The following is a 13,272-nucleotide window of genomic DNA, read 5'->3' on the forward strand; positions in this document are numbered from 1 at the left end:
ATTCACCAGCGGGCGTGGTGCTCCTCCGCCCAGCCGATAAGGTTATTAATCCCTATTCTCTCTCCAGTGTCGGTGACAAGCGTCCCGCTGTAGCGGCCGAACATCTGATGGACCTCGCTGGCCAATAGACCAACATCGGTCCTGGCCACCCGCTCGAAGAAAGGTTTGAATTCAAGCTCAAGCCGCCCGTCCGACGAGGTCATCAGCCAGGGCTTCTTAAAATTAGTATTGTCGTACTTGTAGTCCACGTTGCCCAATTTGTGTACTTTCCCCTCCAGTATGATTGCGTTATCGCTCAGCTCGGCATCGTTGCCGATGCCGCCACCGGCATTTATCCCGATGCTGCGTCCATCCGGCAGGAACCGGGAGAAACTGGCCCAGATCCAGAATGATCGATACGGCCACACTCCCGCACCCCAGTCCAGCGTCCCCAGACATTCATCGGGGCTGATGTGATATAACTTCAGTTTTTTATCACCGCCCTCTGCTGTTTCGGCCCACCCATACTCGATGGCGCCTTTCGCAGGCATGCAGTTGACCTTGCGCGTGTAGTAGAAACGCCTGTTTTCATAGGGAAATATATTAACTACAGATTCATGCCCTTCCCTGAGCAATAGCTCCACATCAGCCTTCAACCCTGACCCGCCGAAACCGGGCCAGTTGATCTCCAGCCTGCGCCGGTTATCATCCGGTATGTAAAAACGCACGTACATGCCGCCTTTTTCGTAGCGGCAATCGCCTGAAGTGCTGTTGCGCGGCAGGACGATCCCGCGGCCCAGGGGGATATTCAGCGTCTGCTCCTGGTAACACCCGGTGTTGAAATCGAGCACGTAGGCGAAGACGGGACCCAGGTAGCCGACATGGCTGAGTGTGAACGAAAAAAAATGCGTGGGCGTGGTAATGCCGAAGTACTGCCAGCGCTTGATGCGCAGCGGCTGTAGAAACTTAAGCGCGTAGATATTAACATTTTCTAAATTGGCATCCAGCAGCGGCTGCCGCGCCCACCCGTAATCGACCAGGTTTCCCTGCCCGTCCAGCAAAGGCCCGCTTTTGGTTATCTCTTTCATCTCTCGCCCTCCTGCTGCCGTTCTCAAGGCATTACATTATAGCTGTTTCATGCGCTCCGCCCTGCGCACCATGGACCCGATGCACCTGATGGCGTTGTCGGGCATGACGTAGGTGGGTATGCCGTCCATGGCCGCCAGTATCAAGCCATCCAGCTGGTCGGGCGGATTGGCGGGTATCAGCACAATGGGTTTCTTCAGACGGTCGCGCAGCTCCACCAGCTTCTGGCGGAACCAGGCGTCCTGAAGGAACACATAGGTGATTACCAGGCAGCTGTCCACATGCGGCATGATCATCTCCAGGCAATCGACGTATACCTTCGCCGCGCCCCCGATGGGCGCCCAGACGAGGTCCACAGGATTCTTGCGGTTTTTGGACGGCGGCACCTTGTCCTTGAGGTACTCGGCCAGTTTATTCTGAATATCCGCGGGAAACGGCCTGATGTTAAGCCCCTCCCGGGTGCAGGCGTCCGACGAAGCCACTGCCCCTCCGCCGGCCTCGATCAACAATCCGATATCCCTGCCCGGCGGCAGAACGGGACAGCTGAAAGCCACGGCCAGGTCGATGAGGTGCTCCATACCGTAGGCAGGTACAATCCCCGTCTGAGCGCACATGGCCTGGAAAACCTGGTAGCTGCCGGCCAGCGATCCTGTGTGAGAAGCAGCCGACCTGGCGCCCGCTTCCGAACTGCCGCCCTTCCAGACGATGATGGGCTTATGCGGGCAGATGTCCTGTGCCAGCTTTAAAAAGCGCTGTGGATTTTTCAGCCCTTCGACATATGCGGTGATAACCTTCGTGTCAGGATCGTTCCCCCAGTACGCTATTAAATCTTCCAGTGTCAGGTCGCTCTGGTTGCCGATGCTGATGATACCGCTGAAGCGCAAACCCCTTGCGCTGCCCAGGCGAAGCATAATCTCGGCCACCCAGCCGCTCTGGCCCACGAAGCCCACACCGCCGGGATCGAGCGGCATCCTGGCATAGGGGACAACCGTATTCACGCGTCCCCGCGATGTAAAGACGCCCATGCAGTTGGGCCCGATAACCCTCACGCCACCCTTGCGGGCGATAGCCACCATCCTCTTTTCCGCCTCCCTTCCCTCATCTCCCATCTCGCTGAAGCCCACCGCATGCACTACGGCAAACTTCACTCGCTTGCGGGCGCAGTCCTCCATAGCCTCAGGTATGGAGCGGGCCGGTATGGCCAGCACCGCCAGGTCGACCTCTCCGCGTATGGAGGAAAGATCCGGAAAGCACTTCAGGCCCATGATATCGCTTTCCCTGCGGTTGATGGGATAAATGGTGCCGGCATAGCTGTCTTTGAGCATGCTGTTGATAAACATGCCGCCGGATTTCCATTCGTCCTTCGAGGCCCCCACAATGGCCACCGAACGAGGCTTAAAAAGGTATTTCAAGTCTGGCGTAGCGAAACGGGTCATCGGATGCCTCCTGTGTTTATCAGTGAACCGGGATCTCAGCATGTATCGCCGACAAAACGGCTGTGGGACTTATTATCTTACTGCGCTTCGCCCGGTGTCAAAGCCTTGAATAATGTGCTATATTACTATCGCCGCATACGGTGGTAGAGGTCACCCTTAATCGAGGAGGAATATCATGGCATATGAGTCCATTACATACCATGTCAGCGCAGGCATAGGCAGGATCACCTTCAACCGTCCGCAGGTCATGAACGCGCTTACTCTCGCCATGCTTAAAGAGATAAAAGCGGCTGTACTCACAGCGGGCGACGATCCTGAGGTGAAGGTCATAGTCCTGACCGGCGCCGGCCGGGCCTTCTGCGCCGGTGTCGACCTCAAAGGCATGGGCGATGCCAAGCTGGTCAACGGCAAAGTGGGCGACTTCCTCGATGTACCTGCCAGAGAGTTAATAGATGCCATACGATCAGTTCCCAAGGCGGTTATCAATCTGGTCAACGGCTTCTGCTTCACAGGCGCGCTTGAGATCATGCTCGCCTGCGATATAATAATAGCCTCAGAGGACGCCAAGATCGGCGATACGCATGCCAAGTGGGGACTGCGGCCCACCTGGGGCATGAGCGCGCGTTTGCCTCGCAGAATCGGCTATCTCAAGGCCAAGGAGATGTCTTTCACAGCCGAGGCCGTCACCGCTAAGGAGGCCGAGCGTATCGGGCTGATAAACCTGGCGGTGCCGGGAGATAAGCTGGAAGAAGCATTGCAGACTATGGCGAACAAGATTATGGGCAACAGCGCCCAGTCCATCGCAGCCTACAAGAAACTCTACAACGCCAACGAGAACATGACGCTGGATAAAAGCCTCGAACTGGAATTCGGCAGCGATTTCGAGATCACCGACAGCCTGGATAGGCTGCTGAAATTCGTCAAGTAATAATAATTGTCATTGCGAGAAGCGAAGCGACGAAGCAATCCTGTGCGTGATCGCGGGAACACAAGATTGCCACGGCCTTCGGCCTCGCAATGACGAAGTGGAAAAAAATGCTCGCAATGACAGGTTTGATGCGGGCGCACCTGAAGGTACGCCCCTACATTACTCGCAATGACTCACGTTTTGATATCTTGACGTACAGTTGAAACGAATATAAACTAAGCGCAAGCGAATCAGGGGAGGTGTATCCATGTCATCTGCTAAAAGCCATCGCGGCTGGTGGACTGCAATCATCATCTGCGTCGTCATCCTTCTCATTATAATCACACCTCTTTCGCTTTACGCCACGGCAAATGTCGAGACAAAGGATCTCGACGATGCGGCCCGCGCTCAGGCGGGCGGCTCATACGTCAAGCTCCCTGAAGGGGTAACACACTACGAGTTGACAGGGCCCGAGGATGGTCAGGTTGTCGTATTAATACACGGCGCCACCATACCTATGTACATGTGGGACGCGCAGGTTGAGGCACTTGCCAGGTCCGGCTACCGGGTACTTCGCTACGACATGTATGGGAGGGGTTACTCGGACAGGCCGGATGGCGACTACAGCCAGGCGTTTTATCGCAAACAGCTCCTGGACCTGCTGGACGCGCTCAAGATAAAGCAGCCGGTGGACCTGGTGGGCGTCTCCATGGGCGGAGCCATGGCGGTGGACTTCACAGCCAGCTACACCGACCGGGTCAAGGACCTGGTGCTGATTGCACCGATGATCAACTCGCTCAAAAACGATACTAACTTCAAATTGATGAGGATACCCTTGCTGGGAGAGTTCCTCACACGGCTGATAGCAGTCAAGGTCATGTCGGAACGCGCTGCCCAGCTCATGCAGAAATCGCCCAAAGCTGCGGAGTATGCCAGGCAGTTCCAGGACCAGACCCGGTTCAAGGGCTTCGAGAAGGCGTCGCTGGCCGCAGTCCGCAGCGATGCATGGGCTGACTACACGGACGACTACCAAAAGGTCGGGCAGCAGAACCACAGGATATTGCTGATCTGGGGCACGGCTGACAGCGACATCTCGCCTGAGATGGTGCAGGCCATGCAGAAGGCGCTGCCCAGAGTTGAATTCAAGCAGCTTGACGGTGTCGGACACGATCCCCAGGTGGAAGTGCCCGACCAGGTCAACAGCCTGATACTGGACTTTTTAAAGCAGCAATAATATATAGGAGGTCCTAAATGCCTGAAAAGAAATTCAAGTACCTGAGCAAGGAGTGGGCGGATGAGGTCGCGAGGAGATGCAAGAAAACCCTTACACCCGAGAAAATGAAGAACATCACATCATCGATGATTACCATCTATAACAAGTGCCCGGACGGCAAGACCAGGGCCGTTTATTACAAGCTGGTGAAGGGGGTAGTTGAAACAGTCTCCATCGTGGAAGGCAAACTGCCCCAGGCCGAGTTTTCCATCACGTCCGATTATGAAGTCTTCGCTAAAATCTCGCGGGCGGAGCTCAAGGCGCGCGCCGCGCTCATGTCCGGCAAGATGCTGCTCAAAGGTAACCTGGTCAAGGCGCTGACCCTGTCTCCCACCGTCGACCGGCTGAACGAGGTCATCGCCACCGTTCCAACGGAGTATTAAAAGCTGGAGGACTGAGAAATGCCGCAAAAGAAACTGGCCAAGGATGATCCTTATTTCATAGATAATTCCAGGAGAGTCAAGGCCGTCCAGAAGGAAATGGCCAAACTGGGCATCGACGTTTACCTGGGCTCGCGCCTGCGCACCATGTCATGGATACTCGACGCCTTCTGCCCCTGGCGCACCTATGTCGTTATCCCTCCCGAGGGACTGCCCACAGCCGTCACATTCGTCATCGACGCCGCGCGCGTGGCTGACGAGTCCTGGCTGGACGGAGACCATGTCATCGGCTACGGTCCGATGGGCGGACAGGACCAGGTAGCCCTGCTGAGCATGCTGATGAAGCCTTACCTGAAGGGAGGAAAGGGTGTTATAGGCATGGAGACCGGCATGGGCAACTACCTGCCCGAGGGGCACCTCACCCTTTTCGAGTTCGTTATGCTCAAGGCTGCGATGCCCAAAGCCACTTTCAAGAATGCCCACGATATAATCGACCGGCTCTCTCTCATCAAGGACGAAGGCACCATCAACCGCTTCCGCGAGGCTTCACGTATAGTCGACGTCGGGCATAAGGTTGTGTACGATGCGATTAAAAACGGCGGCTTTCAGAAGATGACTGAGACCGAGGTGGGGGGACTGGCCGCCTACGCCATGCGCAAGGCTGGCAGCGAGTGGGAATGGTCATTCACGGGCGGCAACGAGATCGCCTCCGGCTACAGGTCCGGCCTCGCCGCGGGCGCCTGCACACCCGCGAGCAGAAGGAAACTCAAGGCGGGAGACCCCCTGATGGTGGACCTGCACGCCATGTACAGACTGGGCCTGGGCGACCATTCGCATAACTATTTCCTGGGCAAGGCCACCAAGCGCCAGATGTGGCACGCCAAGAATTTCGTGGACCTCATGAAGCAGGTGCTTATCACCTACAAGGCCGGCATCACACCCACCAGACTGGCCGACGAGATGCTGGCCTTCGCGGAGGAGAGGGGTTTCCAGGATTACCTGGTGCCCGGATTCGAGCACGGAATCGGCATGATGGGTGACGAATGGCGCATCGGCCTCAACGACGGCCCCTTCCAGTACTGGACCAATCCTGAGCACGTCTACAAGAAGAACGAGATGCTGATCTGCGCCGTGCAGTACGCCTGTCCAGAGGAAAACATCGGCTTCCGCTACGAAAATCCCATACTGATAAAAGAGAAGAACTGCGAGGCAATGTCCAGGTTCCCGCTCAGTATCAATGTAGTGTAGGGGCTTGCCGTGGGGGCGTTGCTTTAGCTGCGCCCGCAATTCGGGCGGACCTGAAGGTCCGCCCCTACATTATTTCCCGCTTTCCAGAGCGGGTTTAAAAATCCGCCCCTACATATCGGTGGCGGCTACTTGAATTCGCTGCGGCTTACAGTCGTGAGCACGATGGCCAGCACTCCCAGCACGAAACCCCAGAAGAAAAAAGTGAAGCTGCAAAAGAATGCAGCGATCGAGCCGGCCAGGGCGAATCCCCACGACTTCTTAACGATGTTCGCTATGCCGCCCGCCACTGCCAGGATCGCCAGTATGATAATGGGGATGGCTATGCTGAACAGGACAGTAGACACCCAGGCCGGGATATCAGGTATAACGCTGCTAATGCCCCCCATGATAAAAAGGGCGATCACAACGCACAGTGCCCAGACGCCGGCGATTATATCCAGGATGCCGGCTGTTGTTGACAGCCATTTACTCTCCATAAATTCACCTCCTGCCTTATTAACGTGTATCTGATATCAATATTATAGCCGCAATGCGCGACTATTACTTCTTTTTCCTGAACGGGGAGTAAAGCTCCTCGTCCTTTCTCAGTTCCACTATCCTGTCACGTAATAAAGCGGCTCTCTCGAATTCCAGATTTTTAGCCGCTTTTTTCATCTGGGTCTCAAAATCCTTTATCAATCTGGCGACCTCATCGGGCGGCACGTGTCCGGCATCGTATTTCCCTCTCTGCTCGGCCACCACTTTCACCCGCTCGGTTATGTCCTTGACCGCCTTTTTGATGCCCTGCGGCGTTATGCCGTGTTCCTTATTAAAATCCTCCTGTATCTTGCGTCTGCGGTACACTTCCTCGATGGCGCTGCTCATGGAGCCGGTCAGTTTATCGGCATACAGGATCACATGTCCGTCGACATGTCTGGCCGCCCTGCCCATGGTCTGGATCAGCGCATCCCTTGACCTTAAAAATCCTTCCTTGTCGGCGTCGAGTACAGCCACCAGGCTTACCTCGGGCAGGTCGAGCCCCTCGCGCAGCAGGTTGATGCCCACCACGACGTCGTACACTCCCAGGCGCAGGTCGCGCAGGATCTCTACGCGCTCAAGCGTATCGACCTCCGAGTGCAGGTAATGTGTTTTTACATCCATCTCCTTCAGATAATCGGCCAGCTCCTCGGCCATTTTCTTTGTGAGCGTGGTCACCAGACAGCGCTCAGCTTTGACCACGCGTGTCTTGATCTCATGGATGAGGTCATCGATCTGCCCTTTGGTGGGCTTGATCTCAATGGTCGGCTCCAGCAATCCAGTGGGCCTGACCAGTTGCTCCACCACCTGCCGGCTGTTGGCATGCTCATAAGGCCCGGGCGTGGCCGAAACATAAATAGCCCGCTTGATCAGCTTCTCGAACTCCGGGAAATTTAGAGGGCGGTTATCCAGCGCCGAGGGAAGGCGGAAGCCGTAATCGATCAGTGTTTTCTTGCGGCTCATATCACCGCCGTACATGCCTCGCACCTGCGGCAGGGTCATGTGGGACTCATCGACGAACAGGATAAAATCCTCGGGGAAATAATTAATCAACGTCCAGGGCGCGCTGCCCGGCGGCCGGCGCTGCAGATGGCGGGAGTAATTCTCGATTCCGCTGCAATAACCCAGCTGCATGAGCATCTCGATATCGTAATTGGTGCGTTGCTCGATGCGGGCAGCCTCGAGCAACTTGCCCTGCCGGTTGAACTCCTCCACCCTCTCAGCCATCTCAGCCCTGATATCAGCTACGGCCGTCTCCAGTTTTTCAGCCGAGATCACAAAGTGTTTGGCGGGGAAGATGTCTATCGATTCTTTCTCCACCAACAGTTCACCGGTGAGGCTGTCTATCTCCATAATTCTCTCGATGCTGTCACCCCAAAACTCGATACGGATGGCGATCTCCTCGTAGGCAGGTAGTATTTCGATAGTATCGCCCCTGATGCGGAACCTGCCACGCTGGAAGTCCATATCGTTTCTCTCGTACTGCATATCGACGAATTTGCGCACCAGCTTATTCCGTTCGATCTTTTGTCCTTTTGCCACATTCACTACAAAACTCTGATACTCTTCCGGCTCCCCCAGCGAGTAAATGCAGGATACCGACGCGACAATCAGTACGTCGCGCCTGGTTAAAAGGGCCCGTGTGGCCGCGTGGCGCAGCTTGTCGATCTCTTCATTTATATCGGTGTCCTTCTCGATATAGGTGTCGGTCCTGGGTATATAAGCTTCGGGCTGATAGTAGTCGTAATAGCTGACGAAGTATTCCACGGCGTTTTCCGGGAAAAACTCTTTGAATTCGGTGGCGAGCTGAGCGGCCAGCGTCTTATTGTGGCACATCACCAGCGTAGGCCTCTGTAGCCTGGCCACAACATTGGCCATAGTGAAGGTCTTGCCGCTGCCGGTGACACCCAGCAGTGTCTGGTGCCTGTGGCCGGCCTCAACGCCGCGCACCAGCGCATCCACAGCCTGCGGCTGGTCGCCGGTCATGTCGAAGTCGGAGACGATCTTGAATGGAGGCATAGCCATCTAATTATAAATTCAGGCGATTAAAAACCAAACTCTGCCGCAAACACCCCTCCCACCGGTAAAGCTGGAGGGGCTATCTGAAAGGAAGGCCTTCACCCTCCCGGGGGCGCCGCGGCAAAATCCCGCGGCGGCGCACTATTATAGCTAATCCGATAAAAGATATCTATTTCTTGGCCAGTTGCTGCAGCGCCTGACGGACGCGTTCCTCCACGCTCATGCCTTCCTTCTGTGGAACAGCGCTCAATGCTTGAGAGGCTTCCCTGATGGAATACCCCAGCCCGGTGAGTGCGGCCACGGCGTCGCTGTCGGAATCCGTCACCGCCGCCATTACGTCACCCTCCCATCCCTTCTCCAGCTTGCCCTTGAGGTCAAGTATAATGCGCGCCGCCGTTTTCTTGCCTATGCCCGGGACCTGGCTGAGCAGATCGGCGTTGCCGCCGATGATGGCAGCCGCGATCTGATCGGCGCTTAGTGCGGTCAACAGCGCCAGCGCAACCTTGGGACCGATGCCGCTGACCGTAATCAGTTGCTCAAAAAGCACCAGCTCCTGCCCGGAGGAGAAACCGTAGAGCGCCATTATGTCTTCTCGCACGTACAGATGCGTATACAGCATAATCGCGCTGCCGGGGTGGCCCAGCTTGCTTATTGTGGATCCAGGCACATTGATCTGCAGGCTGAGGGGGCCTGCCTTGACGATCACGGTGCCGGCGCCCCGGCTGACGAGTGTTCCCTCTACTGCGGCGATCATATGTTCACTCCTGATATCCCCGTTTAAGCACACGGTTGAGGTGTCCCTGGTTAAGGTGGCAGATAGCTACGGCCAGAGCGTCGGCGGCATCGCTTGCCTCGGGCAGATCGCTGACACCCAGCTGTAATTTTACCACCTGCCGCACCTGGTCTTTGCCGCTCCTGCCATAGCTGGTCACGAGCTGCTTGACCTGGGTGGGCATATAGCGTGAAACGGGCAATTTCGCCTGCGCCGCCGCGAGTATGGCCACGGCCTGAGCCCGGCCGATGGCCAGGGCGGAGCGCGCGTTGCCGGCGACAAAAGGCTCCTCTACAGCCGCCTCTGAAGGCCGGAAATCGGCGATGACTTTGATCAGTCCCTCGTAGAGAAGGCACAGCCTTTGCTCAACCGGCAGCTTCTGCGGCGCAGAAATGACACCACAGCCGACCATGGTTAAACGGTTTCCGTCCTGCTCTTCCACAACCCCATAGCCCATATTAAGCGTGCCGGGGTCAATGCCCAATACTCGCAATACTCACATCCCAACCTTATCTCGGCGGATGGCAGACCGGGCAAGGGTGATAGCCGGCGGCCTGAGCCTGGTTGACGGTGTTAAACCATACACGGGACGGCATAGGTATATGCTGAGCTATGCTGCATGACGGCCAGTGGTACTCGCGTGTATACGTGCTGGCCAACCAGTTATTAGCAGACGTACCGGATGGCCCAACCACGATTTGCGTGGAGGCAGTCACCGTACCCACGGCATTGCTGGCGGTTATGACATAAACCGTGGTGCTGTTGGGAGATACGCTGCGCGATCCGGACGGACTTACAGGCCCGATACCGTGGTTGATGCTTACATTGGAGGCATTGGCCGTATCCCAGCTCAATACAGCCGTCCCCGCCGGTGAAATGGCGCCGGGGTTCACATAGATATGCGCAACCGGCAGAGGGCCTGACGGTGCGGGCGATGTCGTTGTTGTGGTTGTGGTGGTGGTGGATCCGCTCTCCACCGCGACGGTAGTTGATGCGGTAACGGTTCCCGAGGCATTGACTGCGGTTAACGTGTAAGTGGTGGTGGCAGCGGGCGTTACTGTTGAGCTGCCGGCGGCGGAGACCGAGCCTATACCCTGGTCGATGATCAACGCGGTTGCGTTGGATACACTCCAGCTGAGAACAGAGGAGCTACCCGACGAAACCGTCGTAGGGCTGGCTGTAAATGAGTTTACCGTGGGAGCGCTCCCCCCGAACGGCCAGCTGATACACGACGCCAGCAAAAGCGGCAGAGGCAGTATGAGAGCCATAAGCAAATGAGAGAATTTACCCTTCATAATCCTGAACTACCCTCCTGAATAATAATCTCAGTAATATAACAAAGAAAAGCGCATTAAAGTTTATCTGCGCCGGTAACACCGCCAACAAAAGACCTATACTTCGGCTTTTAATTTTTCGATCAGCGCATCGCTGTAATCGAGGTTGGAGAACACACGCTGGACATCATCCAGCTCCTCCAGCTTCTCCAGCAGCTTCACCGTCTGCAGGGACTCCTTCTCCGGCAGGGAAACAGTGGTCTTGGGCAGCATGGTCACTTCGGCGGAGACGGGTTTTCTTCGTTTTTCAACAGCCAGTTTAACGTTCTCGAATTCTTTAGGGTCGGTATATATTTCGAGCAGCGATTTATCTTCTTTGGCATCTTTGGCGCCGGCATCTATGGCGTAGAGCGCCAGTTCATCGGCATCGATACCTGTCGTGTCCACGGTTATGACGCCCGTGTTTTCGAACATCCAGGAGACGCTGCCGTTCTCTCCCAGGTTTCCATTGTATTTCACGAATGTGCTTCTTATCTCCGAGACCGTGCGGTTGCGATTGTCCGTCATAGCCTCGAGAAGGATGGCCACACCGGCTGGACCGTACCCTTCCATTACCATCTCCGTAAAAGTAGTACCCTCCGCCGCCCCGCTCCCCTTCTTGACGGCATTCTCGATATTATCCTTGGGCATATTGTTGTCGCGCGCTTTTTGAATGGCCAGCCTCAGGCGGAAATTACCTTCAGGATTGGGACCGCCCTGCCTGGTAGCGATGATGATCTCGCGCGTGAGCTTGGTGAACATAGCTCCCCGCCGGGAATCTGCCACACCCTTCTGCCTCTTAATCTGCGCCCACTTTGAATGTCCGGACATATTTACCCCTCGCAGAACATATTTCCTTTGTGTATTAAGAATAAAACATATTACAATCATTGTGCAACAGGATAACCCGCTGTTTTCACAGGCCGGCACGACGGCATGTTATAATTCAAAATCTTATTCAGGGTGGACATGGGGCAGGCGTGAAAAATCAGCGTCACTTATTGAAGGCAACGGTCGAAAGCTATATGTATCGGGCGCCGATGGTGCACGAACACTGCGACCGCTGTCTTAGAAGCGCCCGCTGGCACGGCAGCGCACTGCTGATGGTCATCGACGCCGCATTCGACTCGATCGGCCTGAACTATTTTCAATCGGTCGTTCCCAAAGTCGAACTTTTCCGCCGAAATTACGTCGAAACAGGCCTCATCCTCACGCTGGAAGACCTTGTAACCGCCGATGTGGACGAGCTTCAGACAATATGGAAAAATGCGCGTTCCTGGCACGTCGCCAGGAAGATTGCAGCCCATTTGCTGGCCGTACAGGTTCGCAACAGGCTGGGCGACCTTGATGCCCTGATACATTGGGCTAAGCATGCACCGCTGGAAGGCTGGAAATCCGATCCCGTGGGAAGCATCGTCGGCGTGGGCATCAACACCTACCAGTACCTGCGGATGATGGGGGGAGTAGACACCATCATGCCGGACAAAATTGTTAAAAAAGTAATTTATGAGATACTTGATACTGCCGGCATGGAACGTCCCGACGGCGACCTGGAATTTATCAGGATGGTGGAAAAGTTGGCCCCTCGGACCGGATACCGGGCTATCGAACTCTGCTGGATGACCTGGCTGGTGCAGTCCGAAGCCGGCTTGAGCCGTACCGAGAAATACGCGGAACTGCTGCCCAAGATATGAGCGACGATAGGAAAGCTGATACGCGGTTGCCGGAGGATACCACTCAGTCGAGATCCGGTTTCTGGAACAAGGACAGGTTTCTCCAGCTCGGCTCACTGGTGCTGGCAATAGCGCTTGTCGCAATTATCGTCTGGCAGCGAGAGAATATAGCTTCCTTTGCCTTATGGCTGGCTAAATATCCCGGCCTCAAATACATCGGGATCTTCGTTATCTCTGCGGCCGCCTCGGCAACGCTGGTGATACCCATACCGGGGCTTGCCATGACATCGCTCATCGGGACGCTGTCGGTCAATCCCTGGGACCCACTCTGGATCGGCATAGCCTCAGGCCTGGGCGCCACCCTGGGCGAAATCACCGGCTATTTATTAGGATACAGCGGCAGGATGGCTATATCCGATACAGCGACATACGAAAAAGTGGTAGGATGGATGAAAAAATGGGGCAGCCTTACCATCTTTATACTTTCTCTGTTGCCGAACCCGCTGTTCGACATTGCGGGGCTGGCGGCGGGTGCGCTGAGGTATCCTCTGTGGAAATTCCTGCTGGTTGGCGCGGCCGGGAGACTGCCCAAGCATATACTCTTCTCATACCTTGGCTACTGGGGCATCCATGTGTTTCCAACCTGATTAAAGAGCCGATTTAATCGGAT

At 55.8% G+C, this 13,272-nt stretch carries 14 protein-coding genes; 6 read left to right on the top strand and 8 right to left on the bottom strand.

Translation table 11 applies throughout. The annotated features are described in order from the left end of the window. Window positions 1-2: 2 nt before the first annotated feature. Together WC359_09580 and WC359_09585 are read right to left on the bottom strand one after the other, a co-directional pair. A complete protein-coding gene (locus tag WC359_09580) occupies window positions 3-1,067 on the bottom strand; it encodes a DUF2804 domain-containing protein (GenBank protein ID MFA5400678.1) in 1,065 nt (354 codons plus the stop codon). 36 nt (window positions 1,068-1,103) lie between these two features. Further along, complete coding sequence (locus WC359_09585; protein ID MFA5400679.1) at window positions 1,104-2,501, bottom strand: CoA-binding protein; 1,398 nt, start codon at window positions 2,499-2,501, stop codon at window positions 1,104-1,106. A gap of 175 nt (window positions 2,502-2,676) precedes the next feature. Between WC359_09585 and WC359_09590 the strand changes: the two genes are divergently transcribed. From WC359_09590 to WC359_09605, 4 genes are all read left to right on the top strand, one after another. Further along, complete coding sequence (locus WC359_09590; GenBank protein ID MFA5400680.1) at window positions 2,677-3,429, top strand: enoyl-CoA hydratase/isomerase family protein; 753 nt, start codon at window positions 2,677-2,679, stop codon at window positions 3,427-3,429. A 247-nt stretch (window positions 3,430-3,676) separates the two neighbouring features. Further along, on the top strand, window positions 3,677-4,642 hold the full coding sequence (locus WC359_09595; protein ID MFA5400681.1) for an alpha/beta hydrolase: 966 nt from the start codon (window positions 3,677-3,679) through the stop codon (window positions 4,640-4,642). A gap of 17 nt (window positions 4,643-4,659) precedes the next feature. Further along, on the top strand, window positions 4,660-5,064 hold the full coding sequence (locus tag WC359_09600; protein MFA5400682.1) for an SCP2 sterol-binding domain-containing protein: 405 nt from the start codon (window positions 4,660-4,662) through the stop codon (window positions 5,062-5,064). An 18-nt stretch (window positions 5,065-5,082) separates the two neighbouring features. Further along, window positions 5,083-6,309 carry a M24 family metallopeptidase gene (locus WC359_09605; GenBank protein ID MFA5400683.1) on the top strand — a complete coding sequence of 409 codons (1,227 nt, stop codon included), beginning with the start codon at window positions 5,083-5,085 and terminating at the stop codon, window positions 6,307-6,309. Between the two features lie 125 nt (window positions 6,310-6,434). On the opposite strand, the gene WC359_09610 is transcribed toward WC359_09605, so the two are convergent. The 6 genes from WC359_09610 to WC359_09635 form a co-directional block, all read right to left on the bottom strand. Continuing rightward, window positions 6,435-6,785, bottom strand: a complete 351-nt coding sequence (locus tag WC359_09610; GenBank protein MFA5400684.1) for a hypothetical protein — start codon at window positions 6,783-6,785, stop codon at window positions 6,435-6,437. A 64-nt stretch (window positions 6,786-6,849) separates the two neighbouring features. Then, entirely contained in the window at window positions 6,850-8,844 is a 1,995-nt protein-coding gene (gene uvrB, locus WC359_09615; protein ID MFA5400685.1) for an excinuclease ABC subunit UvrB, read from the bottom strand. A gap of 169 nt (window positions 8,845-9,013) precedes the next feature. After that, window positions 9,014-9,598 (bottom strand): Holliday junction branch migration protein RuvA, encoded by a 585-nt coding sequence (gene ruvA, locus WC359_09620; GenBank protein MFA5400686.1) that lies wholly within the window; start codon window positions 9,596-9,598, stop codon window positions 9,014-9,016. A 4-nt stretch (window positions 9,599-9,602) separates the two neighbouring features. Continuing rightward, window positions 9,603-10,109, bottom strand: coding sequence for a crossover junction endodeoxyribonuclease RuvC (gene ruvC, locus WC359_09625; protein MFA5400687.1), 507 nt, complete (start codon window positions 10,107-10,109; stop codon window positions 9,603-9,605). 16 nt (window positions 10,110-10,125) lie between these two features. Next, window positions 10,126-10,911 (bottom strand): Ada metal-binding domain-containing protein, encoded by a 786-nt coding sequence (locus tag WC359_09630; protein MFA5400688.1) that lies wholly within the window; start codon window positions 10,909-10,911, stop codon window positions 10,126-10,128. A 96-nt stretch (window positions 10,912-11,007) separates the two neighbouring features. Then, a complete protein-coding gene (locus WC359_09635; GenBank protein MFA5400689.1) occupies window positions 11,008-11,760 on the bottom strand; it encodes a YebC/PmpR family DNA-binding transcriptional regulator in 753 nt (250 codons plus the stop codon). Between the two features lie 149 nt (window positions 11,761-11,909). Here WC359_09635 and WC359_09640 point away from each other — a divergent pair, with 149 nt between their 5' ends. After that, window positions 11,910-12,623 carry a hypothetical protein gene (locus tag WC359_09640; protein MFA5400690.1) on the top strand — a complete coding sequence of 238 codons (714 nt, stop codon included), beginning with the start codon at window positions 11,910-11,912 and terminating at the stop codon, window positions 12,621-12,623. Continuing rightward, window positions 12,620-13,249: a VTT domain-containing protein gene (locus tag WC359_09645; GenBank protein ID MFA5400691.1), complete on the top strand. Its 630-nt coding sequence runs from the start codon at window positions 12,620-12,622 to the stop codon at window positions 13,247-13,249. The genes WC359_09640 and WC359_09645 overlap by 4 nt, the downstream gene beginning before the upstream one ends. Window positions 13,250-13,272: the final 23 nt, after the last annotated feature.

It is taken from the genome of Dehalococcoidia bacterium (assembly GCA_041653995.1).
Classification (GTDB): Bacteria; Chloroflexota; Dehalococcoidia; order GIF9; family UBA5629; genus CAIMUM01.